The 26491-nt window shown below is 40.5% G+C and carries 24 protein-coding genes and 1 tRNA gene; 19 read left to right on the top strand and 6 right to left on the bottom strand.

All coding sequences use genetic code 11. The features are described from left to right. The first annotated feature begins 235 nt into the window (after window positions 1-235). Window positions 236-2950, top strand: coding sequence for a S8 family serine peptidase (locus ACH3Z1_RS04335; protein WP_490820629.1), 2715 nt, complete (start codon window positions 236-238; stop codon window positions 2948-2950). A gap of 110 nt (window positions 2951-3060) precedes the next feature. On the opposite strand, the gene ACH3Z1_RS04330 is transcribed toward ACH3Z1_RS04335, so the two are convergent. From ACH3Z1_RS04330 to ACH3Z1_RS04320, 3 genes are all read right to left on the bottom strand, one after another. Beyond that, a complete protein-coding gene (locus ACH3Z1_RS04330; protein WP_490820628.1) occupies window positions 3061-3525 on the bottom strand; it encodes a hypothetical protein in 465 nt (154 codons plus the stop codon). A gap of 115 nt (window positions 3526-3640) precedes the next feature. Then, window positions 3641-4762, bottom strand: a complete 1122-nt coding sequence (locus ACH3Z1_RS04325) for a D-TA family PLP-dependent enzyme (protein ID WP_490820627.1) — start codon at window positions 4760-4762, stop codon at window positions 3641-3643. A 10-nt stretch (window positions 4763-4772) separates the two neighbouring features. Then, on the bottom strand, window positions 4773-5246 hold the full coding sequence (locus ACH3Z1_RS04320; RefSeq protein WP_490820626.1) for a RidA family protein: 474 nt from the start codon (window positions 5244-5246) through the stop codon (window positions 4773-4775). Window positions 5247-5531: 285 nt separating this feature from the next. On the opposite strand from ACH3Z1_RS04320, the gene ACH3Z1_RS04315 reads away from it, so the two are divergent. From ACH3Z1_RS04315 to hflX, 10 genes are all read left to right on the top strand, one after another. Then, entirely contained in the window at window positions 5532-6026 is a 495-nt protein-coding gene (locus ACH3Z1_RS04315) for an SET domain-containing protein-lysine N-methyltransferase (protein ID WP_490820625.1), read from the top strand. Between the two features lie 12 nt (window positions 6027-6038). Beyond that, window positions 6039-7187: a D-alanine--D-alanine ligase family protein gene (locus ACH3Z1_RS04310; RefSeq protein WP_490820624.1), complete on the top strand. Its 1149-nt coding sequence runs from the start codon at window positions 6039-6041 to the stop codon at window positions 7185-7187. Between the two features lie 6 nt (window positions 7188-7193). Next, the gene (locus ACH3Z1_RS04305; RefSeq protein ID WP_490820623.1) at window positions 7194-8663 is read left to right on the top strand and encodes an SET domain-containing protein-lysine N-methyltransferase; all 1470 of its coding nucleotides are present in this window, start codon (window positions 7194-7196) and stop codon (window positions 8661-8663) included. 106 nt (window positions 8664-8769) lie between these two features. Next, on the top strand, window positions 8770-9690 hold the full coding sequence (locus tag ACH3Z1_RS04300) for an ABC transporter six-transmembrane domain-containing protein (protein WP_490820622.1): 921 nt from the start codon (window positions 8770-8772) through the stop codon (window positions 9688-9690). 175 nt (window positions 9691-9865) lie between these two features. Then, entirely contained in the window at window positions 9866-11173 is a 1308-nt protein-coding gene (locus tag ACH3Z1_RS04295) for a Gfo/Idh/MocA family protein (RefSeq protein WP_490820621.1), read from the top strand. A 116-nt stretch (window positions 11174-11289) separates the two neighbouring features. Further along, entirely contained in the window at window positions 11290-12069 is a 780-nt protein-coding gene (locus ACH3Z1_RS04290; RefSeq protein ID WP_490820620.1) for a 3-keto-disaccharide hydrolase, read from the top strand. 177 nt (window positions 12070-12246) lie between these two features. Continuing rightward, window positions 12247-14418 (top strand): DNA helicase RecQ, encoded by a 2172-nt coding sequence (gene recQ, locus ACH3Z1_RS04285; protein WP_490820619.1) that lies wholly within the window; start codon window positions 12247-12249, stop codon window positions 14416-14418. 21 nt (window positions 14419-14439) lie between these two features. Next, on the top strand, window positions 14440-15105 hold the full coding sequence (locus tag ACH3Z1_RS04280; protein ID WP_490820618.1) for a response regulator: 666 nt from the start codon (window positions 14440-14442) through the stop codon (window positions 15103-15105). Window positions 15106-15385: 280 nt separating this feature from the next. Next, window positions 15386-16126 (top strand): outer membrane beta-barrel protein, encoded by a 741-nt coding sequence (locus ACH3Z1_RS04275; protein WP_490820617.1) that lies wholly within the window; start codon window positions 15386-15388, stop codon window positions 16124-16126. A gap of 428 nt (window positions 16127-16554) precedes the next feature. Beyond that, the gene (gene hflX, locus ACH3Z1_RS04270) at window positions 16555-17742 is read left to right on the top strand and encodes a GTPase HflX (RefSeq protein WP_490820616.1); all 1188 of its coding nucleotides are present in this window, start codon (window positions 16555-16557) and stop codon (window positions 17740-17742) included. A gap of 87 nt (window positions 17743-17829) precedes the next feature. Here the strand turns inward: hflX and ACH3Z1_RS04265 are convergent, their stop codons facing one another. Beyond that, window positions 17830-18468, bottom strand: a complete 639-nt coding sequence (locus ACH3Z1_RS04265) for a hypothetical protein (RefSeq protein WP_490820615.1) — start codon at window positions 18466-18468, stop codon at window positions 17830-17832. A 60-nt stretch (window positions 18469-18528) separates the two neighbouring features. On the opposite strand from ACH3Z1_RS04265, the gene ACH3Z1_RS04260 reads away from it, so the two are divergent. The 3 genes from ACH3Z1_RS04260 (at window position 18529) to ACH3Z1_RS04250 (ending at window position 19645) form a co-directional block, all read left to right on the top strand. Further along, complete coding sequence (locus ACH3Z1_RS04260) at window positions 18529-18858, top strand: Rieske (2Fe-2S) protein (RefSeq protein ID WP_490820614.1); 330 nt, start codon at window positions 18529-18531, stop codon at window positions 18856-18858. Window positions 18859-18931: 73 nt separating this feature from the next. Beyond that, window positions 18932-19005, top strand: a tRNA-Asn gene (locus ACH3Z1_RS04255). A 265-nt stretch (window positions 19006-19270) separates the two neighbouring features. Further along, entirely contained in the window at window positions 19271-19645 is a 375-nt protein-coding gene (locus tag ACH3Z1_RS04250; protein ID WP_490820613.1) for a DUF4260 domain-containing protein, read from the top strand. Between the two features lie 149 nt (window positions 19646-19794). Here ACH3Z1_RS04250 and ACH3Z1_RS04245 read toward each other — a convergent pair whose 3' ends face one another. Beyond that, window positions 19795-20469 carry a hypothetical protein gene (locus tag ACH3Z1_RS04245; RefSeq protein WP_490820612.1) on the bottom strand — a complete coding sequence of 225 codons (675 nt, stop codon included), beginning with the start codon at window positions 20467-20469 and terminating at the stop codon, window positions 19795-19797. A 327-nt stretch (window positions 20470-20796) separates the two neighbouring features. Beyond that, window positions 20797-21006, bottom strand: a complete 210-nt coding sequence (locus ACH3Z1_RS04240; RefSeq protein ID WP_490820611.1) for a SymE family type I addiction module toxin — start codon at window positions 21004-21006, stop codon at window positions 20797-20799. Between the two features lie 151 nt (window positions 21007-21157). Between ACH3Z1_RS04240 and ACH3Z1_RS04235 the strand changes: the two genes are divergently transcribed. From ACH3Z1_RS04235 to ACH3Z1_RS04215, 5 genes are all read left to right on the top strand, one after another. Beyond that, window positions 21158-21499: a helix-turn-helix domain-containing protein gene (locus tag ACH3Z1_RS04235; RefSeq protein WP_490820610.1), complete on the top strand. Its 342-nt coding sequence runs from the start codon at window positions 21158-21160 to the stop codon at window positions 21497-21499. A 272-nt stretch (window positions 21500-21771) separates the two neighbouring features. Next, window positions 21772-22299, top strand: coding sequence for a DUF4365 domain-containing protein (locus tag ACH3Z1_RS04230; RefSeq protein WP_490820609.1), 528 nt, complete (start codon window positions 21772-21774; stop codon window positions 22297-22299). Between the two features lie 2 nt (window positions 22300-22301). Continuing rightward, complete coding sequence (locus ACH3Z1_RS04225; RefSeq protein WP_490820608.1) at window positions 22302-23387, top strand: hypothetical protein; 1086 nt, start codon at window positions 22302-22304, stop codon at window positions 23385-23387. Window positions 23388-23598: 211 nt separating this feature from the next. Further along, entirely contained in the window at window positions 23599-24231 is a 633-nt protein-coding gene (locus ACH3Z1_RS04220; RefSeq protein WP_490820607.1) for a ribonuclease H1 domain-containing protein, read from the top strand. 34 nt (window positions 24232-24265) lie between these two features. After that, window positions 24266-26443, top strand: a complete 2178-nt coding sequence (locus ACH3Z1_RS04215) for an ATP-dependent helicase (RefSeq protein ID WP_490820606.1) — start codon at window positions 24266-24268, stop codon at window positions 26441-26443. The last annotated feature ends 48 nt before the right edge of the window (window positions 26444-26491 follow it).

The following is a 26491-nucleotide window of genomic DNA, read 5'->3' as shown; positions in this document are numbered from 1 at the left end:
AAGCAAATTTGAGCAACCCGGTTGCAAAACCGCAATGAAACTCAAGATCCCTCACAAACACTCATAATGATCTCCTGTAGATTTACGAAAACAGGCAGATAAATGATTTCCTTATCTTTAATTATTCCGGTTTCCTATGCACAAGAGATTATTAGTATGCTGTTGTCTATGCTCCCTGCTATATGCAAAAGCGCAGGATAAAATTCCCCCTCATATTTCTTCTTTTGTTGAAACTTTGAACACTGGAACAACATTTTACCATAAACAAAAACAGGATTTTGTTTTTATTGGTAAAATACCGGCATCGGTTAAAGTACTACGCAGCCTTTCAGATACCATTGCCATTGTGCAGCTAACAGATCGTTCTGCATTTGACCTGCTTACCCAAAGCGGCCGTTTGTATAACGCAAATAACCGCTGGAAACTTGCAGAAAATTTTTCTCCTCCCGTTGATAAAACAGCAAAAGAAAAAACACAGCGCTGGATCGTGGAACTGGAAAATGCAAAAGCTTTCGCCGAATCGGTAAAAGGAAATCTTTCTTTGGAAATAGAGAAAATAGCAGATAACCAGAGGGCTATTCAGCTAAAGGCGTCATGGATATTTATTGAGCAACAGTTACTGAGCAGAACCGATGTATTGTTTGTTGACCGGGTAAGACAGGCATATACAGAAAGAGAACTCACTGGTTTTGATCTTTCTGCCAACAAAGGAAATCTTGTACATCGTTTATGGCCCAATATCAATGGTAACGGTATCACCATTTCAATCAAAGAAAATAAACCGGATACAACCGATATTGATTTTGCAGGCAGGTACCTTTCTTCCCGTTTATCTTCTCCGCGTATTGAAACACATGCCACTACCATGGCCACCATTGCAGCCGGAGCAGGTAATAGTTTTTATACCGGTAAAGGGTTTGCGCCTGGTGCAGTTATTACTTCATCAGATTTCAGTAACCTACTTCCTGATGAATTGTCTGAATTAATGAGACTGGGTATTACTGTTCAAAATCATTCTTACGGAACCGGAATTGAAAATTATTACGGGGCAGATGCTGCAGCGTATGATGATCAGATGCATACGCAAAATTTGAACTTACTACATATATTTTCTGCCGGAAACCTGGGAACACAAACAACGGTATCAGGCAACTATGCAGGTATCAATGGCTTTGCCAATTTGACGGGTAGTTTTAAAATGTCGAAAAACAGTATTGCTGTGGGTGCAGCAGATTCTTTTGGTGTGGTACCCTTGTTGAGTTCACGCGGACCCGCTTATGATGGCCGCCTTAAACCCGAACTGGTGGCATTGGGTGAAGATGGATCTTCAGGAGCTGCTGCTATTGTTTCGGGTATTGCCGCCTTGGTGCAACAGAGCTGGAAACAAAAGCACGCGGCACTACCATTATCAGCAACAGTAAGAGCAGTTTTATTCAACAGCGCCGACGATGTGGGTATCCAGCACATTGATTATCGTTCTGGTTATGGTATGGCAAATGCTTACAGGGCAGTACAAACCATACTCGATAACAGGGTAGTAGAGGATTATGTGATGGATCAACAACAAAGAACACATCGCATACAGGTACCAGCGGGTGCTAAGAACCTCAAGATTACCCTTAGCTGGACAGATGCTCCTGCAAAAACAAATTCTTACAAAGCAATTGTAAACGATTTAGATCTTTTAGTAGAACATCTACCCTCTGCACAACAATGGCAACCATGGGTATTGAGTCCATACCCACACGCAGACTCACTCAACAAACCTCCTGTAAGAAAGAAAGATACATTGAATACCAACGAACAGATCGTAATTGAGCAACCCGCTTCAGGAACCTATGAAATAAAAGTGAATGGCTTTTCTATACTTACAGGTGTGCAGGATTATGCCATCGCATGGCAGTATGATACTACTGCTGATTTTTTGTTTACCTATCCGGTGAAAGGAGATCAGTTAGACCCCGACAGAAAAAACAGCATTCGCTGGGAAAGCAATATTCTAGATACAGCTACTTTGGAATATCGTCTCAATAACGGAAGCTGGTTAACAGTAGCCAATGCTGTTGATATCACTAAAAAATATTTTCAATGGCAGCAACCTGATACACTGGCTGCTATCCAGTTCCGCTTGAAAACCACACAAAATAGTTGGGTGAGTGATACGGCTGTTGTATCCAGAAACCTGCCAATCTACACTGGATTGAATTGCGCAGATTCATTTCTGATCTATTGGCAAAAAGCAAGGGTAGACAGCTATCGTGTATATCGGTTAGGTCAAAAATACCTGGAGCCGCTGATTACTCTGACGGATACTTCACTGCTTCAGTTCAAACAAAATAATCCTTATCAATTTTTCACAGTAGCAGCTTTGTTACCGGGAAACATAGAGGGTAAACGGGCATATACATTCGATTATACCAAACAGCAAATAGGTTGTTATATTGGAGGTTTTATTGCAGACCCCGTTGGTACCAATGCTGCGAGGCTCAACCTGCAGTTGGGAACAACTTACCAGGTTTCGAAAATTGTGTTTGAAAAACTTACACAGAATGGTTATGCGGCCGTTCAGGAAATAACGCCGGTAACGGCTACACAGTTTACTGTTACCACTGCTGCCAATAAAGGATTAAATATATATCGTGCGAGGGTTCAGCTAAAGAATGGTGTATCATATTATACACAACCTGAACAGGTGATTCATTTTGTGGGGCAACCATATTATGTGTTTCCCAATCCTGTTAGGCCGGGCGCTTCGCTACAGGTATTAGCAGAAGATCCGGACAATAAAGTATTTCGCTTGTATGATTTATTTGGCCGCTTACTGGTAAAACAATCCTTGGCAGGAACAAGAAACCAGGTACAGATGCCTTTGCTGCAAAGAGGTATTTATCTGTATACCATCACACAAACCAACCGACGTGAAATTAGTGGTAAGCTGGTGATACAATAAAAAATCCCTGCGTAAACTCTTTTATCTCTTGTTCTCTGCGGTAAAAAATCACCGCAGAGAACAAGAGATAAAAGAGATGACGCAGGGTTATTGGTAAAGATGAAAAATACTTATCCTTTACCTTTTCCCTTACCCTTTCCATTGCCCTTGCTATGGCCTACAGCTCTTCCGGGATGATTTCTGTAACGATCATCATCACTGTCGCGGATGACAATTTGCTTAGGGCCTTTCCAGCCTTTGTATTTTACACGGTACACATCGGCTCTTAAATAGGGCCTTGGCTCATTGATTACAACTTTTGGAACCGTGTACAAATTGATGTTCCCATAGCGGGTAGGTAATGAAGCGGCAAACATCCATCTGCCACCATCAAGATAAATAAAACGACGCTCGGGTACAGAATAATACACATCTGCATCAGGCAGGTAATAATAATCTACATGATCATAACCCACCGGACCCCACAGGGGCTGTGAACCAATATTGATATTGGCATTCACGCGAATCTGTGCATCAGACGACTGAACAGAAGTCAGGCCCAATACCAGACCTAATACGATAATATTTTTTTTCATGGTGCAAAGATTTATGTACATATATAAGGCAAATAGGGTGCCAAGTTTATGGAATACACATAATAGGCTGATTTTCAGCTGTCAAAAGCACCTGTCGGTCAGACAACAAATAGCATCAATACATGATTTTCCTGTCACGTCCAATCACCATCCATTCACCTGTCTTCTGGTGATGTTGTACCGTAATGGCCCGCTCATACAGGGCACAGGTTGGACATATATGATAGGGCAAACCATACAATACATCACCCACTTTATAAGGGTGATCTGCAGGTGCTTTTAATACAAGATGCTCTTCGCTCTGTGAAACAGGAACAAGATCATCGGCGTTTAAAAAAAATACGCGCCTGTCAATTGGGTTCTCTGAAGCGATCGATTTATGTCCGAGATCCGTACAAATAATACCAGACGCCGGTAATGAAATGATACGGGTCATAACCAGTGCCGCATGAATAAAAGGTTGTTCTGGAAAGGCGTTGGCATAACCATAGTCCCAATACACAAAAGTACCCGGGCTGCAATAGACCGCATCTCTCTTCGAATGAATGGGAAAACTGGGGCTTCCGCCTGCAATAATGGGTAAGTGAATCGGGTATTTAATGGCAATCCTGTTTTGCAGGTTTGTAACACGGATAAAAGCATCATCACAATCCTGTTTTCTTTTTTCGGGATCGGGATTGCGTAAATGACCATCATAAGCGTGTAAACCGGCTACATGAAAGGCAGGTTCATTCAAACAGAAATCAACCAGGTCCATCGCATCTTCCGGCGCAATACCGGTTCGGTTCATACCTACATTCAGGTCAATATAAATGTTCAATATAATATTGTGTGTACGTGCGGCAATGGCCATAGCGGTTGCTGCGGGAATATTATCTGTAAGACATGCATAAACCGTATCACCATAATGCTGTATCAGCGAAAAAAAACGATCGAGTTTGGGGCCGAGTGGTTGATAGGCGAGTAATACATCCGGTGCTTTACAGATACCTAACAATTCTGCTTCTGCAATAGTGGCACATTTGAATTGCCGAATACCTGCCTGCATGAGCAGGCGCGCTACTTCTTTTGTTTTATGTGTTTTAATATGTGGCCTTAACCTATCGGGACCACCAGTCATGCTGATGGCGGTATTGATGTTTTGTTGTACACGATCCGGATACACAAGTAAAGCCGGTGAATCCACTTCATCACTTTTTTTCAGTTCAAACCATGGTATATTTTTGTTTGTCGACATAAGTGATGATTCAGTCATGTAGTTCAAAAATGGCTTCAATTTCAACAGGTATATTACCGGGGAGAGAACTCATGCCAACGGCACTTCTTACACCCACACCATTGTCGGGTCCCCAGATGGAAGCAAATAATTCACTGCAACCATTGATGACATAAGGATGGTCTGCAAAACCCTGAACAGCATTCACCATACCCAATACTTTAATCACCCGTTTAATTTTATTGAGACTGCCGAGTTGCTTTTTAATGGTGGCCAGCATCGCCAAACCTACTTGCCGGGCAGCGAGTTTGGCGGCTTCTTTATCCATGTCCAAACCCACAATACCTACGATCCAGCTACCATCGTCCTGTAAGGTACCATGTCCGGAGAGATAGAGGTATTTACCATCAATTAAGCAGGGCTTATAAACACCCAGCGGTTCTGGTGCAGGTGGAAGGGATAGTTGTAATGCGTCAAAAGCGGTATCAGGAGAAATGTTGGACATTGGGATGATTTTAACGGTACTAATATTTCTATCCCTCAAATTAAAAGATTCCGCACACATGCGCAAGAAGAAGAGAAGAACAGAGGAACAGTGTAATGTCCAATAATGAATTTCGAAGTTGGGTGTTGGACATTCGATATTCCCCGAAGGGGCCCTTTGGACATTATTTCTTCAGCCGCCCTGCTCTATGTGCATAATTCTCATACAAATGTGGACTAATATCCATGCGGCTTTCGGCGCTATGCACCAGTAATTTGTACTTTAAAGAGTTAATCCTGAAGCCCCATGATACCCTTACCACTGGTGATACCTGAAACACCCAAAATTGCAAAAACAGATTTTGCAAAAGTGTTCAGAAATCCTGCCACAGGACAACATTCCTTACATGCTGCAGCATTTTTTGATGCTGGAGATATCATTTGTTCATTTAACGCACAGGAAACATATACAACACCTAGTTATCTTACTTTACAGGTAGGGTTGCATAAACATATTTCATTATCACCCGATTGCTTACAATACACCAATCATAGTTGCGACCCGAATGTTTTTTTTGATACAGATAAAATGGAACTCATCGCCCTCTGTTCCATACAACCCGATGATGAATTGGTATTTTTTTATCCATCTACTGAATGGAACATGGCTTCGCCCTTTTCCTGTAATTGCGGCAGTGCAAAATGCCTGGGAACCATAACGGGTGCTTCGGCATTGAGACAGGATCAGTTGAATGCATATCGTCTCACTTCATTTATACTGCTACAAATTCAAAACCGATAGTTATTATTGCGCATGCAGACCTACGAGATAAGTCCTGAACAAATAGCTCAAATCCGTGTATGGGTACTGGCACCATCGCTCCAAACCAATGACCCCAATCTTGATTATTACTACGACTTTTCACAAAGTATTGCCGAGTACACAAAAATATTTGCAGACCTGCAAATCAACTGGCAATGGCAACCTGTTACATTACAGGATTATGCAACCGTGATTGGCAGGATACTGGAAGAAAAAGAAAAGGGAATTTTTACGCCTGTTGTGTTGAATTTATGTGATGGAGATGAAATCAATGGTACGCCCGGTATATCTGTGGTAAGAATGCTGGATGCATCAGGACTTATTTACACAGGTGCCGATGCTTATTTCTATACCATTACCACATCGAAAATACCCATGAAAAAAGCGTTTGATGCAGCAACTGTGTCAACGGCAGCATGGGCAGCTATACATGTACCAGGCGATATACAGAAAAACCTGTTTGAAAGATTGGGAACACCACTTATCATCAAACCATCCATATCGGGAGGTAGTATGGGTGTGGGTGTGCGCAATGTGGTAGATAATATGGCCGATCTGCAAACCCAGGTGGCAGCTATGTTTAAAGGTTATCGCGGCTGGGATCTGGCAGCAGATGGATTGATTGCAGAAACTTTTATTGAAGGACCCGAATTCACCACCATGATAGTAGGTTCCTGGATGGAGCCACAGTATTGTAAAGTTTACAATGCTGTAGAAAGGGTGTTTCATGCGTCATTGCCTGAAAAAGAAAAGTTTCTTTCTTTCGATCGTTTATGGGAAATATATGAAGAAGAAACACCAATGCCCGCCAATGAAAATTTTTATGAGTACAGGGAAGCAGATGAATCCATACAGGATGCAGTAAAAGCATTAAGTCTCGCAGCTTTTTTTGCGGTAAAAGGAACGGGTTATACAAGGGTTGATATCAGACAGGATAAACACACGGGAAAATTATATGTGCTTGAAGTGAATGCGCAATGCGGGTTGAGTGAAGATGAAGATTATACGTCGATCGGTGCTATCTTAAAAGTAAACCAGCAATCTTTTGCCAACCTGATCATGGAAATCATTGGTGAAGCCATTCATCGTCATACAAAACAAACGGAACAAAGAAGCGTCGTACATTCAGCGGGCAGATAAAGGACCATGGAAAAGCAGCAAACCAATTTCGATATCAACTGGGCAACAGGAATGAAGATTGCCGTATTGCAGCCCGACTATTCAACCACCGATGTTGATTACAAGGAATATGATCCGCCACGCAACCTGAGTAGTTTGTTGCCTGGCGCAGTTGTTGATCATTTTTTTCTGAATAAGCTTACCACCTACAAACAGATAAAATCATTACAACACAAAGGCTATGACATTTTTGTCAACCTCTGTGAAGGTTATCTTGAATGGGAAGTACCTTCCATTGATGTGATCTATACACTGGAACTGTTGGGACTTCCTTACACGGGTCCCAATACACAGCTCTATGATCCATCCAAAGAAATGATGAAATACCTTGCGTATTGTGAAGGGGTAAAAACACCGGCTTATTTACTGGTGGATGAAACAACGGATATTAATAGTACTACTATACCTGACTTTCCATTATTTGTAAAACCATCCAAAGCCGGCGACAGCCTCGGTATTGATGGCGCCTCACTGGTAAATAACAGGGAAGAGATGGAGAAAAAAATCGCATCACTGCTTCCTGAATACCCACAGTTACTGGTAGAACAATATATTGCCGGAAGAGAATTCACGGTATTGATTGCGGCGAATGATGACGGACATACATCAACAACTTTTCAGCCGGTTGAGTTTATTTTCCCGGAAGGGTATACGTTTAAAACCTATGAACTCAAAACATCATCGCTTCATCCTACTGCCAATATTCCCTGTACCGATCCGGTCATCAGCAAAGCATTAAGAGCGGCAGCACAAAAAATATTTAAAGGATTCAATGGCGTAGGGTATGCAAGACTTGATTTCAGAATGGATGAAAACAACGAATTATATTTCCTTGAAATCAATTTTACCTGTTCTGTTTTTTATACGGATGGGTATGAAGGATCGGCTGATTATATATTGAAATATGATGGAATAGGACAGGCCGGTTTTTTGCGTCACATGATCCTGGAAGGAATTGCCAGGCACTTACGCATGCAAAAAAATTATGCGATCAAAGGCAGTGCACTGGCGGGTTACGGCATTTATGCCACCCGAAACATCATGTGTAATGAACTGGTATTCAAAGGCGAGGAAAGGGCGCAACGCATTGTTACCCGACGCCAGGTAGAGCAGCACTGGAACGATGTTGAAAAAGAAATTTTCAGACGATATGCATATCCCCTGAGTAATGAAGTATTTTTGCTCTGGGACAATGATCCCGCAGCATGGGCTCCCCAAAACCATAGTTGCGAACCCAACACTGCTTATGATGGTTTGAATGTAAAAGCCATCAGACCTATTCAAAAAGGAGAAGAACTAACCCTCGATTACGCCAGTTTCCTGGACGAACACATGGAGCCCTTTCAATGCCAATGCGGAACCGCAGGCTGTAGAAAATGGATCACCGGAAAACCCGGTAATACCGTTACACAAAGAGAAATGCAACAGCGCTCTTAAACTACTGCGGCGGAAAATTGTCCAATTACTAACCCATGTCATCCACCTGTATCAATAGTACAGGCTTCTAACCTGATTGTTCATTATTTGAATGAAAGGAACCGTTATGTTGAACATGAATGTATTGAGCAAGCTGATACGTCGGCACAAAGTGCGACTGGGTATTACGTACCTGTTGTTTTCTCTCGAAATGACAGGCGCTTTATTGCGTCCTTTTTTCCTGGGTATGGCCATCAACGACCTGATGCAGGGATCGTACAGGGGTCTCATCATTTTATCCTCCGTGCATTTTGCCTGGCTGGTCATAGGTACACTCAGGCATCGTTACGATACACGCACTTATTCTACGATCTACACATCACTGGTGACTAAATTTTTATCAAAAAGAATCAAATCATCCGAAGTATCTAAGTTGAGTGCACATTCAACACTGGCAAGAGAGTTTGTTGATTTCCTGGAGTTTGATCTTGTGTATATCATAGAAGCATTCTACAATATAGTAGGCTCCATGGTGCTGCTTTTCTTTTACCAGTCATCGGTTGTATTTCTTTGCCTGGCTATTCTTTTACCGGTAATGCTGATCAGTTATATCTATGGCAAGAAAATGAAAAGGTTGACACGTTTAAAAAATGATGAGCTCGAAAAACAGGTAAACATCATTTCATCCGGCGATAAAAAAGCCATCCATCAGCATTTCAACAACCTGCGTAAATGGCAGATACGCATCAGCGACCAGGAAGCCTGGAATTTTGGTATCATGGAAATGATGGTAATGGTAGTTATTGCTGTATCATTACTCATTACCAACCAGGTAGCAGGTACAACCGTACTGGCTGGTCATATCATTGGTATCTATAATTATATCCTCAAGTTTGTATCTGGTCTTGATACCATTCCATACACTGTTCAGCGCATCACGGCACTGAATGATATTACACAGCGAATACAGAGCCAGATGAATGAGCAGGGCGAAGAACCAACAGCTTCATCCATTCCATCTATCAAGCCGAGAGAAAGCGCAGCCTGATGTAATAGCATTGTTTGCCACTGAGGGCTCAGAAATACACAGAAAAATCTCAGTGCCCTCTGAGTCCTCAGTGGCAAACGATGTTTAATAGAATAATTAGCCCTCAACCCGATAAAGGTTTTCTGTTGTGCAGAAATCTTCCTAATTTATCCCCTCATAAAAGGAAGGAACAGACATGTCATCACGAAGAAAATTTTTACAAAACACTTCATTGCTTACAGCCGGAGCAATACTCGCATCATCATTCAGAAACGGTTTCATGCCCAGCGATCAGGTACGTATTGGCGCCATCGGTATCAATGGTATGGGATGGTCGAACCTTACCGCTGCATTAAAAGTACCCGGTGTGGTAGTAGCCGCTATCTGCGATGTAGACCAGTCGGTCATAGACAAACGGTTGGCTGATCTACAGAAAATGGGCATCGATACCAATACGGTTCGCGTATATCGTGATTACCGTAAACTGCTCGATCAGAAAGATATTGATGCAGTCATCATCGGCACACCCGATCACTGGCATGCCTTACAAATGATACATGCCTGTGAAGCAGGTAAAGATGTATATGTAGAAAAACCGGTGGGCAATTCCATCGTAGAATGTAATGCCATGATGGCCGCACAAAAAAGGTATGGGAAAATAGTACAGGCCGGACAATGGCAACGCAGCCAGCAACATTTTACCGATGCGGTGAACTTTGTACACAGCGGACAACTCGGCAATATAAGAACGGTGAAAGTCTGGTGTTACCTCGACTGGAAACAACCACTTGACCGTAAACCCGATTCAGCAGTACCCCCCGGTGTTGATTACCAGCAATGGTTAGGTCCGGCACAGAGCAGGCCGTTTAACAGCAACCGTTTTCATTTTACGTTCCGCTGGTTCTGGGACTATGCAGGCGGATTGATGACCGACTGGGGTGTGCACCTGTTAGATTATGCATTGATGGGTATGAAAGCAGATACACCCAAATCAATCGCTACACTGGGTGGCAAATTTGCGAAACCCGATTCTGCAGATGAAACACCCGATACACTAATGGCATTGTATGAGTTCGACAAGTTTAATATCATCTGGGATCATGCAGTAGGCATTGGCAATGGAAACTATAACCGCGATCATGGCATTGCATTTATTGGCAATGCAGGAACACTGGTACTCAACCGGAATGGATGGGAAGTGCTGGAAGAAAAAAAGAATGAACCGAAAGTAGCCATACCATTTCAGAAATCAACAGACAATGGACTCAACAAACACTGGGAAAATTTTATTGCAGTGGTTCGTTCACGAAAGGCAGAACAGTTGAATTGTTCCATACAGGAAGCGGTAAAAATTGCACGTTTATCTCAAATGGGTAATATTGCATACCGAAGCAATAGAAAATTATTCTGGGATAATAAACAGGGACAGTTTACCGATAACAGCATCAATCAACAATACCTGGCAGCTCAATACCATAATGGTTATCAACTGCCGGTTGTCTAAAAATATTGGACAACCTTCGAAACCTATCCCTGCCCCGGATTTAAATCCGGGGCAGGGATAGGTTTCGAAGAGGGTTGACACACAATATTCATCACTAACGAAGCGTAACAGAACACATGAAAAAACAACACATCTTATTACCCCTGGCCATCATGGTTTGCGGAATGGTACAGGCACAGAACAGGAACATCAATATGGACAGCCTGGTAAAACTGTCGAAGAAAACAGAAGTATGGGAACCTGTTCCTGCAAAAGTTACACCGGGCAAAACAGCGGCCGACGCACCATCGGATGCGATTGTATTATTCAATGGAAAAGACATCAATGCTTTTCAAAAGAAAGGTGGTGGTGCGCCCGGATGGAAAATAGATAAAGATGGATCACTAACTGTTGTAAAAATGTCGGGTGATATAGAAACCAAACAGGGCTTTGGTAGCTGCCAGTTGCATATTGAATGGAAATCGCCCGCTGTTATTGCAGGTAGCGGACAATCACGCGGAAACAGCGGTATATTTTTCATGGGAGAATATGAATTACAGGTATTAGACTCCTACGAAAACCCAACCTATGTAAACGGACAGGCGGGCAGCATTTATAAGCAACATATTCCACTGGTAAATGCCAGCCGCAAACCCGGAGAATGGCAATCTTATGATATCATTTTTACCGCACCACAGTTTTATGGTGACGGAACCGTACAAACACCTGCACGCATCACGGTATTTCACAACGGTGTATTGGTACAGAACAATGTAGAGATCAAAGGAGGAACAGAATGGATTGGCGCACCCAGTTATAAAAAACACAAAGACAAAGAACCATTGATATTACAGGATCATGGCAATGATGGCGGTAACCCGATGAGTTATAGAAATATCTGGGTGAGAGAGCTGTAGAAACAGAGAAATACGAAATAGGAAATAAGGAATAAGAAAGTGGAGTATTGATTATTTTCTACTTTCTTATTCCTTATTTCCTATTTTTTATTCATAAATGTAGATCAGGTAAAAATACCTATTGACATTCCCGCTTTTCTCCGCTTATCTTGCAGCCCTATCATACATTATTCATTCATGAAACGAGTAGCGGAACCTGCAGACATATTACAAAGCGTTTTTGGGTACAATGAATTCAGGCATAACCAGCAATCCATCATTGATCATTTACTCAATGCGCAGGATGCAGTGGTGCTCATGCCCACAGGTGGTGGTAAAAGTTTATGTTACCAGGTACCCGCATTATGTGTAGATGGTGTAACCATTGTGGTGAGTCCATTGATAGCACTCATGAAAGACCAGGTAGATGCTCTTATACTTAATGGTGTAAAAGCAGCATTCCTCAATAGTACACAACACCCGTCGGAAAGAGAACAGATATTACAACAACTCAGAAGAAATGAATTAAAGTTGTTGTATGTAGCACCGGAAAGACTGGTGGGTGCTGAAATCAATCTGCTGCAGTTCCTCAAAACAGAAGCCAAACCTGCACTGTTTGCCATCGATGAAGCACATTGTATCAGCCAGTGGGGCCACGATTTCAGACCGGAGTACAGGGTATTGAGCGAACTGAAAACACAGTTCCCCGATATTCCTGTCATTGCTTTAACTGCTACAGCAGATGCACTTACCAAAAAAGACATCATCGACCAGCTTCACCTGAAGCAGTACAAGGTTTTTGAAAACAGTTTCAATCGACCCAATATCACTTACTACGTAAAACCCAAACGTAATTATTATGATGAGCTGGTCGATTACCTGGAAGAACATAAAGGAGACAGTGGCATTATCTATTGCCTGAGCAGGAATGCTACGGAACGACTGGCCGAAGACCTGAAAGCAGATGGTTTTAATGCAGCAGCTTATCATGCAGGCTTAGACAAAGCCACAAGAGATGAGCGGCAGGATCTTTTCTTAAAAGATGATATAAGCATTATCGTGGCCACCATTGCTTTTGGTATGGGAATCAATAAAAGCAATGTGCGGTTTGTGGTACATGCCGATCTCCCTAAAAATATTGAAGGCTATTACCAGGAAACCGGAAGAGCCGGAAGAGATGGTTTACCCAGCGAAGCTTTGTTGTTTTATGGAGCTGGAGATGTCATCAAGCTGAAAAATTTTGCACAGGTAGAAGACAATCCGGAGCAGACAAAAATTCTGCTTGATAAACTCGATAAGATGGTGGCATTCTGCGAAACAAAACAATGCCGCAGAAAATACCTGTTGAACTATTTTGGGGAACAGGCACCCGATTATTGCGGTACCTGCGATACCTGTATTCACAAACCTGAATTGTCTGACCAGACCATTGTGGCACAAAAAATCATGAGTGCCGTAGCAAGGGTAAATGAAAAATTTGGATTGGGCTATATTGTAGATCTCTTAAGGGGTAGTGCCAGTGAAAAAATAAAGTCGGAGCATAAACAGTTAACGGTATATGGCATTGGTAAAGACAAACCCAAAGAGGAATGGATACATTATACCAAAGAATTGCTCGCCGGTGGTTACCTGCAAATGAGCGATGGACAATATCCTTTACTCAAACTCACCGAAAAAAGTAAAGCAGTATTGTTTAAGGGAGAGAAAGTGTACCTGCATGCGCCTATACAAATGGTAACAACGGTGAAAGAACCGGTGATATACCAGCAGCATGCCTATGAAAAAGAATTGTTTGAAAACCTGAAGAAACTGCGCAATAAAATGGCACATGAAGAAAATGTGCCGGCCTACTTAATATTAAGCGACAGCAGTTTGATGGATCTGGCTACGTTCCTGCCCATCGTTGCAACAGACCTCAGTAAGATATCGGGTTTTGGTGTGTATAAAATTGAAAGATATGGTCAGCCATTTTTAGAAATGGTGCAGGATTACTGTAATGAACATGGACTGGATACACGTATTGAACTTAAACAACCCAAAAGAGAAAGAAGAACAACGGCATCGAGAGAAAGAGAAACCGATACAAAAAAAATAACCCTCGATTTATTTAAAAGCGGCATGAGTGTAGAAGCCATTGCGGAACAGCGGGTTTTATCTCCCAATACCATAGAATCGCATCTCTCCTATTATGTATCTAAATCGCAACTGGATGTTCACGACCTTGTACCGGCCGATAAAATTGAATTGATACAGGCCGCCATACAACGCCTGGGAAAAAATGGGTTGAAACAACTGAAAGAAAGTCTGCCCGAAGAAATCAGCTACGGAGAAATTAAACTGGTCATTGCAGCCAATGAAGCGACGGCCTGATTTTTTATCAAATCCAGATTCGTGGAGCCAAAAAAAATATCCATACTAATAGCCGATGATCACCTTATTTACCGGGAAGGATTAAAGCTGATGCTGTCAACCGATCCACAGTTCTGGATCAAAGGTGAAGTAAGCGATGGGAAAGAGTTGTTGTTACGTGTGAAACAACTGGCGCCGGATATTATCATTACAGATATTAAAATGCCTTTTATGGATGGCATTGAAGTCACGAAAAAATTATGCCGCACTTATCCCGGTATCAGAATCATTGCACTCAGCTCATTCAGCGAAGATTATCTGATTATTGAAATGCTGGAAGCAGGAGCACAGGGTTTTCTGGTAAAAGGTATTGGTCAGGAAGAATTGGCAAAAGCCATTCGAACGGTATACCAGCATAAACCTTATTTCTCTCTTGAAATCACTGAAAAAATATCAAAGATCATTGCCGGCAAAAACCAGGATAAAAAAAGCCTGAGACATATATCTCTTACCGAGATGGAAAAACAAATTGTGAAGCTGATCTGTAAGGAATTGACCAGTAAGGAAATTGCAGCCCGCCTCTCGGTAGGCAAACGTACCGTGGAAAGCTACCGCATACGGATCATGGATAAACTGGGGGCAAAAAGTGTGGCCTCCATTATTACGTATGCACTCAAATCGGGTTTAATCAGAGCGGGTGGTTGTTAGCTTTTAGCCTTTAGCTATTAGCAGTTAGCTATTAGGAGTTAGCAGCTGCTCAGGTTTATAACGATTCAGTAGTTTGTAAGCAAACATGCAATAATCCACTTGTTAAAAGCTAGCAGCTAAAGGCTAACTGCTAAAAGCCACCCCTATACCAATAAAATCCTGCTAATAGGGTAAAAAAAGCAGGAAAACAGCGATTTGACTAATTTTTAACCACTTCCGTGCAGCCAATTCTGTTATTTTTGCGCCCTATTGCCATATATTGGCGCAACGAAACGAGAACATGAAAAAGATATTATTACTGCTTTTGGCCTTTACAGGAACCCTGCTGGCTACCGCACAAAAGAACGAACCCAAGAAAAAAACAGACTGGAGCAAGATCGACCTCACCGACCGCCCGGCAGATCACCTGATGATACAATATGGTGGCGATAGCTGGACCAACCGACCCGACAGTGTTCGAACAGGCAATGGTTTCAGCAGGCATTTCAATATTTATTTCATGGTAGATAAACCCTTCAAGACCAATAAAAAAATGAGTATTGGTCTGGGAGCGGGTTTGGGAACGAGTAATATCTTTTTCAAGAATACCAAAGTAGACCTGAAATCGCCTACTACACGTTTACCATTTACCAATGTAGACAGTGCCAATCATTTCGATAAAATGAAACTTACCAGTATCTATCTCGAAATACCGCTGGAACTGCGTTATTATTCAAACCCGGAAAATCCTGCCAAATCATGGAAAGCTGCAGTCGGTTTGAAACTGGGAACCCTGTTAAAATCATATACCAAGGGTAAGAATTATGTAAATAAAAATGGCCAGAGTCTTTATGGCACTTCATATGTAGAGAAAGAGAGCAGTAAAAGATTCATCAATGGTACCATGCTGGCAGCAACGGCGAGGGTGGGTTATGGTATCTTCTCTATTGATGCCGGTTACCAGTTGAATGGAGTGTTGAAAGACGGAACAGGACCAACCATGCGTAAATTCTCTGTCGGTATAACCATTAGTGGATTATAAAACAGAAGAACAGAGGAATATCGAATATCCAATTTCGAAGTTGGACATTCAACATTCATCTGTTCAGCAAAACCCCGTCACCCGCTCAATAGGCGGTGACGGGGTTTTTAGTTAAAAAAACCAAATGGGTTGACTGGCTCATTCACTATTCTTATTAAAAGGGTACAGGGTAATAGTTAGAACAGGTCAGGCAAATCATTTTTAATCAGTCCCTATGGACGGGCCTCATTGGGGTCGGTGTCAAGCGCAGCGAAGACAGATCAGATCGTGCGCAGCAGATCTGATCAGAGGCCAATGTCCGCCTGAGGCGGAGGAATAGGGACGGGGCCCAACGGCCCATGAGTGAAAATGAATTTTGAATAGTTGGGTGCTTGTTTTTAATAGCACAATGCGTTAAAGGTTACCTTTGCAAAAAAGAGGAGCAGACTTTGATTGAGAAGCAACATAAAATAAGGGAAGAAGAAAAAGCGGTACTGGTGGGTGTTATTCAAAAAGAACAGACCCAGGAACAGGTATATGAATACCTGGATGAACTGGCCTTTCTGGCTGAAACGGCAGGAGCCCAGACCGTAAGAAAGTTCACCCAGAAATTACCACATCCCGATAGCCGCACTTTTGTAGGGAAAGGAAAACTCGAAGAGATAAAAGAATATGTAACGGGTAAAAATATTGACCTCGTCATTTTCGATGATGAACTTACCGGCTCACAGATCACCAATATTGAAAAAGAATTGGGTGTAAAAACCATCGACAGAAGCGATTTAATCCTCGACATCTTTGCCCGCCGCGCGAGAACAGCACAGGCCAAAGTACAGGTAGAGCTGGCGCAATACCAGTATTTATTACCGAGATTAAAAGGTATGTGGAAACACCTGGAACGACAGGGTGGTGGTATTGGTACCAGGGGACCAGGGGAAACAGAAATTGAAACGGATCGCCGTATTGTTAAAGACAAAATATCCTTACTCCGTAAAAGACTGGGCGAAATTGATAAACAGTCGTTTACACAGCGAAAAGAAAGAGGAGAGTTGATTCGTGTATCGCTGGTAGGTTATACCAATGTGGGTAAAAGCACGTTGATGAATTTACTGAGCAAGAGTGAAGTGTTTGCAGAAAATAAACTGTTTGCCACACTAGATACAACCACGCGAAAACTGGTGTTTGAAAATACCCCATTCCTGTTGAGCGATACCGTAGGTTTTATACGTAAGCTTCCGCATCACCTGGTAGAAAGTTTTAAAAGCACCTTGGATGAAGTACGTGAAGCTGATATTCTGTTACATGTAGTAGATATATCGCATGCGCAATACGAAGACCAGATTGGTGTGGTAAATAAAACCCTGCAGGAGCTGAAAGCTTTTGAGAAACCAATTCTCACCATCTTCAATAAAATGGATCTCTATGAAGAGAAAACATTCGACGAGTGGCTGGAAGATGAAGTAAAACAGGAAATACTGTTAGAGCTGCGCGAAAAATGGGAAAGGGCCACCGAACATAATTGTGTATTTGTATCGGCATTGGAAAGAAAAAACATCGATGCGCTGCGAGAACTGATATTAAATAAAGTGAGAGATATGTACCAGGTGCGTTATCCGTATAAGACAGTTCATTTCTAAAACAATCTCTGCCAAACTTCTTCCTGCTCTCTTTTCTCTTTCCTTGCCCCGGATTTAAATCCGGGGCAAGGAAAGAGAAAAGAGATATTATAATTCTTTCAGCCAATGTATACTATACGTGCGGTTTCCATTGGAAACACCGCGCATGTTGAAACCCAGGCTCCACCTTGTTTCCCAGGCTTTCCCCATTCTGATGCCGGCACGGAGAACAGGATCAAAACTATCGAAAGGAATTTTGCCTACCGAAGTATATACCTTGCTATAGCTGTACTGGTAACCACCGCCCACATATATACCCAGCGATCGTTTTGAATCATCAGAAGCTGAGTGTAAGCCAATATTCAGATCGGCAACAATGGGTATTTCAAAAGCTAGGTGACCACCTTTTTTTCCTGTGATGGTATCGCGTTTGGTACCATCAAAATCAATAGAACGATAACGGTTGGTAAAGCTGATGCCGAGCATCATGGGAGAGCCGATACTTACAGAACCCCATCTCCATTTAATCAGATCTTTACGAATACTGTATACAATACCAATTTGTTTAACGCGCATGGTATAATCAGCATCAATGGAAGTGCTGTCTGTTCTGTAGCGGGCCAGTCCGCTGATATCGGACCTGCTTCCCAATAAACCAAAGCCCTGGTCAACCCCGCGGTTCTGTGAAAAACTACTGATACTGGTGGTCAATAAGAATATGAGTAAACTAAGTAGCGATTTCTGCATCTTTATGGTTGGATGTTGGAACTGCAAACCTAAGATATTAGAAGAAAAAAATATACTAAAATGTTTGAATCGGATAAGAAATGGCATAAAATCGGCGAGACGGCAGCGGTATTTCAATGGCAGAACAACCAGATGTGTGTGATAGAAGTGGAAGGAAAAAAAATTACCCTGGCCAGGCACCAGGAAGGATTGTATGCATTTGCGTATAAATGTCCGCATGCCAGTGGTATTATGGCCGATGGTTTTGTGGATGCGCTGGGACAGGTGGTATGCCCCTTGCACCGCTATCGTTTCAACATAAAAAACGGACGGAATACCAGTGGAGAAGGCTATTACCTGAAAACCTACCCGTTGGAGCAGCGTACAGACGGTATTTACATCTCATTTTGAGCATTTTTTTAGAGATAGATTTTGCCGGAAAGCATTTTTCCCTATTTTTGCCACCCCGAAAGGGAAACGGTATTCCCAAATAGCTCAGTTGGTTAGAGCATCTGACTGTTAATCAGAGGGTCGCTGGTTCAAGTCCAGCTTTGGGAGCAGAGTCCTCACAGCAATGTGAGGACTTTCTTTTTTTATACATCCCCGATAGCTCAGTTGGTTAGAGCATCCCGACTAAAGTCGGGAGGGTCGCTGGTCCCGACGCTACGGTCGGGATGCAGACAGCATCGTCTGTATTCAAGTCCAGCTTTGAGAGCGAAGTCCTCACAGCATATGCGTAGGCATTTCTTATTTACCAAAGAACGCTCGCTAGTACAGAGAAAGTTTTGCATTTAGCAATAACTTCAATGATCAAAATATGCTTATGAAACAGGTAATCAAACTCGAATCAGTTGGATTGTTCTTATTATTTACAGGTGCCTATTTTCATTTGTATCCAGGTAGCTGGGGCTTTTACCTGGCTTTGTTTTTTGTTCCTGATCTTTCTTTTTTGTTGTACCTGGTTACCAAAAAACTGGGCGCCATTGCTTATAATATTTTCCACCACCAGGGTGTTTGGGCTGCCTTGTTCATCATGGGTTATTATATACAGGTAGATGCACTGATGAAAATAGCGTTGATCTTTCTGGCACATTCCACCTTCGACAGAGTGGCCGGGTATGGACTTAAATACTTTGATAGTTTCGACCACACACACTTAGGTTGGATTGGTAAAAGCAAGCACCTGAATAAGGAATAAATTATTCTCTTTGTTCTGAGAAGAAAGACCAGCTTTGAGGACAAAAGAACCCCGACAATTGATCGGGGTTCTTGAACGAAAAACGCATGAAACAAAAGCTGTTAATGTCTAAATTACCCCCCGGTTTTAGCCATCCACAAACAAGTTTCTTACTCAACAATTTTCCTATCCGAATTTGAATTGATTGTAAAGTAAGTATACTCATCCTGGCCTTTGTACCAGCGGTATTGTGTTTGCTTAAAGCGCAGTAATTGCAATATTTCATGTAGCGCATCCTGGGTTGCTTTAATATTTTTATTTGCGGCAAAATAGGCTCCGGTAAATTTGATCACTGTGTTGCTGGCTCCTGACAGATCAACATAAACATCATTTTCCCACAACGTTTCTTTCACAAATTCATAATAAGCTTTACGAAGTTTGGGGAAGTTTTTTTTCTGTGATGCAATTACTTTTCGCTCCAGCTCAGCTGTTAATTGTAATACTTCTTTATCCGAACTTTCTTTACCTTCATTAATGGTCATTGCATAAGCCTTGAATATTGCAACGGTAATTTGAAAGTCTAAAGCGGAGGTCAGGGGCGATTTGGTTAAATCATCTCCTCCATCAAGGCTTTTAATGTTATTTGCCAGTTTTGTTTGTAAGTCCATTTCGGATGAAGCATAGTAAGATGCTTCTGAAGATGTGACAATAGTTTTTTCACTTTCATCCATTTGTGAACCGATCATTCCAAAAAGTAAAATACCTGCGGGTATGAGTACCCTTTTCTTTTTATAAAACGGCCTTTCATCCTGCTTTTTAGCAATGGGGTTCTGCATATGTGTCATAGCTGTTGGTATGCTGATTATATATTGTGTTTACTTATTGGGTATGACATTCATTTGAACAGTAATAACACCCATTCACCTGCTTGTGATGTTTTTTAGCTTCTTTAACGGCGTCCTTACAGTTAGAGAACGTGCCTAAATAGCTTCTGTTTTGCAACAAAGGAAGAAAGCTGCAGTCTTCATGATGCACTTCATGATCTCCATTCTTCTGTGCAACGTTATTAACGTAATACTTTTTCATGGTTAAAAAATTTAGTGAGCTAAAAGTATCGCTTGCAGCATGCTAAATTTTACGGGAAACCATTAAACCCTATAAAACATTACAGTTTACTTTACATCAAACCGTTGCTCTTCCGATTTTTTGATAATGAGCTTTCCATCTTCGCATATAATATCAATGGTATGGCCGGCCTTAAAGCCTGAATCTTGCAGCCATTTGCCGCATAGCAGTATGGTGGGGAAGTATACGGAATTGCCGAGTACACGGTTAAACCATTTGTTGCATACGGTGAGCCGTCTTGTTTTTGCTGTTGGCATAAGAACTGTTTTATACAGCAAAACACCGTTGAGTAGCCCTTGTATCCTACATAGCCAATGTGTATTTTACGGGTTCTTGTATTGTATTTTACAGTTATATTTCCGGATAATTTTTGTAATTTCCCTTTTATTGTAACCTGAAACTTTTCTTATGCCATATAATACCCAAACCGACCGCAAAGTTCACGAAGGCCGCAACGTAAAAAGATTTCGTGAAATGCTGGGCGTTAAGCAGGATGCGCTTGCCCTGGAGTTGGGCGATGACTGGAACCAGCAAAAAATATCCCTCCTCGAGCAAAAAGAAACCATTGATGCTCCCCTGCTGCAACAAATTTCTGCTGCATTGAAAATACCTGTGGAGGCGATTCAGAATTTTGATGAGGAGCAGGCGATTAATATTATCGCAAATACATTTGATAATTGCAATCAACCTGCATCTGTTTTTTACAACTCCACAATCAATCCTGTAGAACAATTAATCAAATTTCATTAGGAAAAAATTGCATTATATGAAAGGATGCTGAAGGAAAAGGATGAGATGATGGTAAGGTTGGAAAAGTTGATTGAGAAGAGATAGGATTTCGGGGTGTTTCTTTACAGAGCGAATACCGACTCGTAATCTGAGGTACACAAGCAGAAAAAAATTGTATTTGCGCTACTATCATTTTAGACGTTTTTATTTTTATAATTATAGCGTAAGTACACTTATTAGCGGCAATGCTAAACCCTAAATTCGCAAAGTTTTAAATCTATACCAGCATACATATGACTGAGAATGACATCAAAGAACAGCTATCTAATAATTACATTAAAATCTTAGCTGCAAACAAGGGCTATATGCTGGACAAGCCTGAAAAAGATTATGGTGCTGATTTTATGGTTAGCAGGACTACATCTTACATCCATAATGGAAGCACTCGTTATTTAAAAGATAATAAGTACATTGATATACAGTTGAAAGCCACAACAGAAAATGGAATCACAGTCGACAATCTAACTAATACTATTCGGTATACTCTTGAAGTTAAAAACTTCAATGACCTTGTGATAAGAAAAAACACAAATAATCTTACTCCACTTGTGCTTATTCTCTACATTCTTCCGGTTGACAGAAATAATTGGGTTGACATTAACAATAATGAAATTTTATTAAGAAAGCAAGCTTATTGGTATGTACCCCCTGACGGTACAGCAATGTCTAACAATGCTGCAACTGTAACAATAACAATTCCTCAGGCTAATGTTTTAGACATTGATTGTTTTGACACATTTTATCAGGACTTTTACAACTAATAATGATACAAGAAAAAATCATATCATTTCTCATTAATCGGGGTTGGGTAGCAATAGAAAACAATGCTAAGCTCACTACATTTAGACCACCAGCAAATTTTAATTTGCCTGATGGATTTACTATTTCTATTCCTACCTCTACAGATTTTAGTGATTTCACTCAATTTATAGACAACACTCTTGAAATAATTGGTTCTTTATACGATTATTCAATTGACGAGTTAAAACTGATGCTTGACAAAGAGCAAACAATTTTTTCAATCAGAATTTATGACGATAAAACGAAAGACGGAAGAATTTCACTTACTCGTTTTGAACAAGTGTTAGAAAGAGTAAAAGGCATTTTACTGGACACAGCGAGTTTTGTTATTGATAAAAATGCTTTAAGTTTTCGAGTGCCGCCAGAAGCTCAACGTTATTTAAATCTTTGTGAATTTATTGAAACTCAAAAAGGAAGTTTTATTGCTAAAATTCAGTTACCCCAAAAGGAATTGATAAAAGAAAATGAGTTGTTTGACAGAAATGAAATTTATTCAGAAGAAATTAATGAAAAAGTAAAAGATGTTTTAACCTATATAAATAATGAAGTATTCACTTCAGCAAATAAGATAAACGTTACGGATGATTATATCATTGAGAATGAAGAAACAATTAATTTAAAACTTCTTAAAAATATAGAATCGTTCTATTTAAATGCTGACATAAAAAATATTGACTTTACGTTTTCAAGCATTGAGGAAACTGAAAAAATAGAATCTCAAAATATTACTAAAGCGAAGATTCATCATCTTACCGAATTGATAGAAGATGTAAGCAATAAAACAATAGAAATTGCTGATATAGCTTTTCGAGGACAAATAATTACATTAAAATCTAAAGACCCAGACGGCTCAAGAAACAATGTTACTTTGGGTGGTGTTTATAATGAACTACCTGTCATTGCATCAGTTAAGTTGGACAGCGAACATTATAAAGAAGCAATCGAAGCACACAAATTAAAACAGTACATTAATATTACAGGAACTGCGAAAAAGACAAAGACAAGAGTTAGTTTTATAAATGTTGCGACTTTTCAAATTGAAGAATAAGCACATGCCACAAAAATTGGCATTGCCAATAGTGGGGCTTGACATTGGAGCAATCAGCAGTAGTAATTCTGCTGTAGTGTAATTTGGGGTTCGACGAATATAAAATTCCCCACCATCGACAATACATTTACGTTATGTGTCATGCTCTGGCTACAGTGCTAACTTTGAACCGACATACAAAAATTTGGATACAAGACATCCACAACTGACAATGGCGAAACAAAAATTTTATGTAGTATGGAAAGGACGACAAACAGGAGTTTTTGAGACATGGGACGACTGTAAAGCACAAACTGACAAATTTCCCCAAGCAGTTTACAAATCTTTCAAAACACGACAATTAGCAGAACAAGCATTCAAAGACGAGTGGTGGGATTACATCGGCAAACACATTTTTGAAAGCGAACTTTCAGACGAGCAACTCAAACTAATTGGCAAGCCCATTGAGGAAAGTATTTCAGTTGACGGAGCATGGAACACTTCAACTGGTGTTGTAGAGTATCAAGGTGTTCACACCACAACCAAAGAAGTTATTTTTAAAATGGGACCGTTTGAGGACGGCACAAATAACATTGTTGAGTTTTTAGGAATTGTTCATGCACTTGCTCATTGCAAAAAGAACAATATCAAACTCCCAATCTATTCAGACAGCAGAAACGCTATTGGTTGGGTTCGTGACAAAGAAGCAAGAACAAACCATGACCGCAGCGATAGGAATACAAAACTTTTTGAACTGCTTGACAGGGCAATAAAATGGCTCAAAGAAAACGAGTATGAGAACGAAGTTTTAAAATGGGAAACAAGGGCATGGGGTGAAAACCCTGCTGATTTTGGAAGAAAGTAACTATTAAATTTTATCTTGCTGATATAATTTATATATGCAACCCACAGAGACCAAAACAAATTTAGGTTCACTTAACGACAAGCAACGAGAAGCAGTTGTCAGTGAAGACAGACGACTTTTGGTTTTGGCGGGTGCAGGTTCAGGCAAGACGAAAACACTTTTACAGAAACTCATTTACTTAATTGAAGAGAAAGGCGTAAGCCCTTCAAGCATTCTTGCAATTACTTTCACGAAGAATGCAACTAACGAAATGATCGACCGCTTAATTATTTCAGCCGACCCGACAGGAGAATATGAGAAACTTCTTTTTGACAAACGATTAAGTAAAGCGGACAAAGACAAAGAAAGATTTCAGCAGCAGAAAAAATATAAATGGATTGATGGCTTAACTGTAAGAACATTTCACAGTTTCTGTTACAGCATCCTTCGCAACTATGGAGTAAACGAATTTGACAACAAGTTCAGAATAATCGGAGATGAAAAGAAAGACGATGAAGATGAACTTTCAAAGCATGTAGCACCCGAGACAGTTTTTGAAGTAGTCCATAAACTTTTGATTGAACAGTGTGAAGACACCGAATTTTTACTTCAACTTAAGCGATACATTCTAGATTACATCATTGACAAAATACACCTCAAGAAAACAGATGAAAAGTATTTGCCGAAAGACGGCAAATACTTCACAACTCTTGATGGGACAAAAGTCCGTTCAAAGTCGGAGCAGTTTATTGCCGATTGGTTTTACCGGCACAGCATCAAGTATGAATATGAACCTTTGCTGAACGTAAAAGACTTTTCTTTTCATCCTGACTTCTACATTCCTGAAGCTAATCTTTATATTGAGCATGTAAGTGACAAAAGTTTTTCAACCAAGGATAAAGAGGAACAATTTCAAAAAGGGAATTTACTTTTAGTAAAAACCTTCGAAGCAATGACGAAGGACTCTGCATTGTTCAATCACACTCTTGACAAGGTTGTAAAAAATCGTTTGCCAGGAAACTATCATGCAACGGTTGCACTCACATACAAGGAAGAATTTAACGGCTACCATGAAGATGTAAAAGATTTTGTTGCACAAATCATGCGTATCACCGACATGATAAAAGTTGAAAACATTGATTTTAATCTGGTTTTGGAGAATGCAAGAAAAGATCAACACGAGAGAGTTCGGAACTTTTACGAGTTGGCAATTCCAATCGTAAAAAAGTATGTTGACTACTGTACTAACAAATCTTATCTTGATTTCAACGATTTAATTTCACGAAGTACTTCCTTATTTCAAAACTATGAAGACATTGCAAATAAATACAAAAGCAAATATCAATACATTCTTGTTGACGAGTTTCAAGATGTTAACAATCTTCAAGTTGAATTAATCAAACTTTTATTAACTGACCAAACGCAACTCTTTTGTGTGGGCGATGATTGGCAAAGTATCTATGGTTTTAGAGGCTCTAATGTGAGTTATATAGTTGATTTTGAAAATTATTTCCCAAATTCAAAAGTTGTAAAACTTAATTTAAACTATCGCAGTACACAAAATATTGTTGGAGCAAGTAACGAGGTAATAAAGCACAACAAATTCAAAGTTGAAAAAGAAATTCAGGCATCAAAGAAGTCAGAACATAAAATTGTAGTTTATTCAGGTGCTAACCAAGATGAAAACATTCAGTTCTGCTTTAACAAAGTGAAAGAATTGTTAGAGGAAGGAGTGAGTAATGATGATATCTTATTCCTATACCGTAGAAGCAAAATGTATTCGCCTTACTTTTTTCGGTTTAAAAATGAAGGAATAAGAGTTCAATCAAAAACAATTCATGCAGCAAAAGGACTTGAAGCAAAAGTTGTTTTCATCATTGGTTTGACAGAAGGTAATGGAGGTTTCCCTGACATTTGGTTAGAGGACAGAATTTTTCAAGTCATCAAGAAAGCAAATCATGATTTGCTTTTGGAAGAAGAAAGACGATTGTTTTATGTTGCAATCACTAGGGCCAAAGACAAACTCTTTCTTATCACTGAAAAAGGTAACGAATCAAGTTTCTTAAAGGAAATTCCTGAGACCTTTACAGTTAAAACGAGCATTCCAATTAAGTCAGTAGTTGAGAAAGTAATTACTTGCGACAAGTGTTACAGTCAACTTGAAAAACTTTGGGTGGTTTGTCCTTACTGTGGTGAAAAAGTTAATGGTAGACAGAGTAGCACGAACACATAACATAGGGTTTGTCAAAATGGGGCAGACGGAAGCCACGTTTCAATTTTT

This window comes from Sediminibacterium sp. FW305-C-49 (assembly GCF_058231085.1).
This window is presented reverse-complemented; position numbering and strand designations above follow the sequence as displayed.

What these genes read in the sequence shown, in the direction of transcription:
- ACH3Z1_RS04330 (WP_490820628.1), bottom strand. Translation starts at nt 3,525, where the DNA reads ATGAAAAAAAATATTATCGTATTAGGTCTGGTATTGGGCCTGACTTCT.
- ACH3Z1_RS04325 (WP_490820627.1), bottom strand. Translation starts at nt 4,762, where the DNA reads ATGTCGACAAACAAAAATATACCATGGTTTGAACTGAAAAAAAGTGAT.
- ACH3Z1_RS04320 (WP_490820626.1), bottom strand. Translation starts at nt 5,246, where the DNA reads ATGTCCAACATTTCTCCTGATACCGCTTTTGACGCATTACAACTATCC.
- ACH3Z1_RS04315 (WP_490820625.1), top strand. Translation starts at nt 5,532, where the DNA reads ATGATACCCTTACCACTGGTGATACCTGAAACACCCAAAATTGCAAAA.
- ACH3Z1_RS04310 (WP_490820624.1), top strand. Translation starts at nt 6,039, where the DNA reads ATGCAGACCTACGAGATAAGTCCTGAACAAATAGCTCAAATCCGTGTA.
- ACH3Z1_RS04305 (WP_490820623.1), top strand. Translation starts at nt 7,194, where the DNA reads ATGGAAAAGCAGCAAACCAATTTCGATATCAACTGGGCAACAGGAATG.
- ACH3Z1_RS04300 (WP_490820622.1), top strand. Translation starts at nt 8,770, where the DNA reads ATGTTGAACATGAATGTATTGAGCAAGCTGATACGTCGGCACAAAGTG.
- ACH3Z1_RS04295 (WP_490820621.1), top strand. Translation starts at nt 9,866, where the DNA reads ATGTCATCACGAAGAAAATTTTTACAAAACACTTCATTGCTTACAGCC.
- ACH3Z1_RS04290 (WP_490820620.1), top strand. Translation starts at nt 11,290, where the DNA reads ATGAAAAAACAACACATCTTATTACCCCTGGCCATCATGGTTTGCGGA.
- recQ (WP_490820619.1), top strand. Translation starts at nt 12,247, where the DNA reads ATGAAACGAGTAGCGGAACCTGCAGACATATTACAAAGCGTTTTTGGG.
- ACH3Z1_RS04275 (WP_490820617.1), top strand. Translation starts at nt 15,386, where the DNA reads ATGAAAAAGATATTATTACTGCTTTTGGCCTTTACAGGAACCCTGCTG.
- ACH3Z1_RS04265 (WP_490820615.1), bottom strand. Translation starts at nt 18,468, where the DNA reads ATGCAGAAATCGCTACTTAGTTTACTCATATTCTTATTGACCACCAGT.
- ACH3Z1_RS04260 (WP_490820614.1), top strand. Translation starts at nt 18,529, where the DNA reads ATGTTTGAATCGGATAAGAAATGGCATAAAATCGGCGAGACGGCAGCG.
- ACH3Z1_RS04250 (WP_490820613.1), top strand. Translation starts at nt 19,271, where the DNA reads ATGAAACAGGTAATCAAACTCGAATCAGTTGGATTGTTCTTATTATTT.
- ACH3Z1_RS04245 (WP_490820612.1), bottom strand. Translation starts at nt 20,469, where the DNA reads ATGACACATATGCAGAACCCCATTGCTAAAAAGCAGGATGAAAGGCCG.
- ACH3Z1_RS04240 (WP_490820611.1), bottom strand. Translation starts at nt 21,006, where the DNA reads ATGCCAACAGCAAAAACAAGACGGCTCACCGTATGCAACAAATGGTTT.
- ACH3Z1_RS04235 (WP_490820610.1), top strand. Translation starts at nt 21,158, where the DNA reads ATGCCATATAATACCCAAACCGACCGCAAAGTTCACGAAGGCCGCAAC.
- ACH3Z1_RS04230 (WP_490820609.1), top strand. Translation starts at nt 21,772, where the DNA reads ATGACTGAGAATGACATCAAAGAACAGCTATCTAATAATTACATTAAA.
- ACH3Z1_RS04225 (WP_490820608.1), top strand. Translation starts at nt 22,302, where the DNA reads ATGATACAAGAAAAAATCATATCATTTCTCATTAATCGGGGTTGGGTA.
- ACH3Z1_RS04220 (WP_490820607.1), top strand. Translation starts at nt 23,599, where the DNA reads ATGGCGAAACAAAAATTTTATGTAGTATGGAAAGGACGACAAACAGGA.
- ACH3Z1_RS04215 (WP_490820606.1), top strand. Translation starts at nt 24,266, where the DNA reads ATGCAACCCACAGAGACCAAAACAAATTTAGGTTCACTTAACGACAAG.